Source organism: Bacillus sp. SRB3LM, from assembly GCF_015712745.1.
Taxonomy (GTDB): Bacteria; Bacillota; Bacilli; order Bacillales; family Bacillaceae_G; genus Bacillus_A; species Bacillus_A thuringiensis_K.
The window spans coordinates 1-714 of record NZ_VWVQ01000020.1 but is presented as its reverse complement, the minus strand read 5'-3'; the positions used below and the strand labels follow the sequence as shown (position 1 = coordinate 714).

The window sequence follows — 714 nt, the reverse complement described above, 5'->3', positions numbered from 1 at the left end:
TTTTTTTGAATTTCATTAAATGATGTAAGCAAACCATTTATTTGATCGTTACAACCTTTAGGAAATAATACTCCTAAACCATTTGAATGTCCAAAAGAACATGCAGGGTGTTCATCAATTAATTCTGCCCATAATTTATGTACTCCAAAATTTTCATGATAAACAGTTATATCATGAAATAATACAACTCCATTATCATTTAATTTAGGTAACCATGTTTTATAATCATGAGTTACTGCTTCGTATGTATGATATCCATCAATATGTAAAACATCTATTGTTGTATCTTTAAACTTATTTAATGCATCATTAAAAGTAGATCGTATTAAATTCCCTATATTTTTATAATACTTTTGAGTTAAATAATTTACAGTTGTATAAACTTCTTCTCCATAAAAACCTCCATGTTCATCTCCTTTCCAAGTATCAATTGCATAACACATTGTCTCACAATTTTCATCCTTTACAGCTTGACAAAAACTAAAAAAAGATGTTCCATAATATGTTCCTAATTCTACAATCTTTTGAGGTTTTAAAAAACGTATCAAATCGTATGCAAAATTAACATGTCCTCCCCATGGTCCTTTTTTAATACCTGGATATTCTATTTCATATTCAAATTTAGAATTATGTTTTATCAATATCATAATTAAATATCCCCCTTCATAAAATAATTTTCTAAAAAAATTTGTCGATATTTTTCATATAGTGAAA

The 714-nt window shown here is 26.2% G+C and carries 1 protein-coding gene; it reads right to left on the bottom strand.

The genetic code is table 11. The features are described from left to right. The coding region (locus F3I02_RS13285) for a class I SAM-dependent methyltransferase (protein ID WP_196478050.1) at positions 1-647 on the bottom strand (647 nt) is incomplete at its 3' end. Positions 648-714 lie beyond the last annotated feature (67 nt).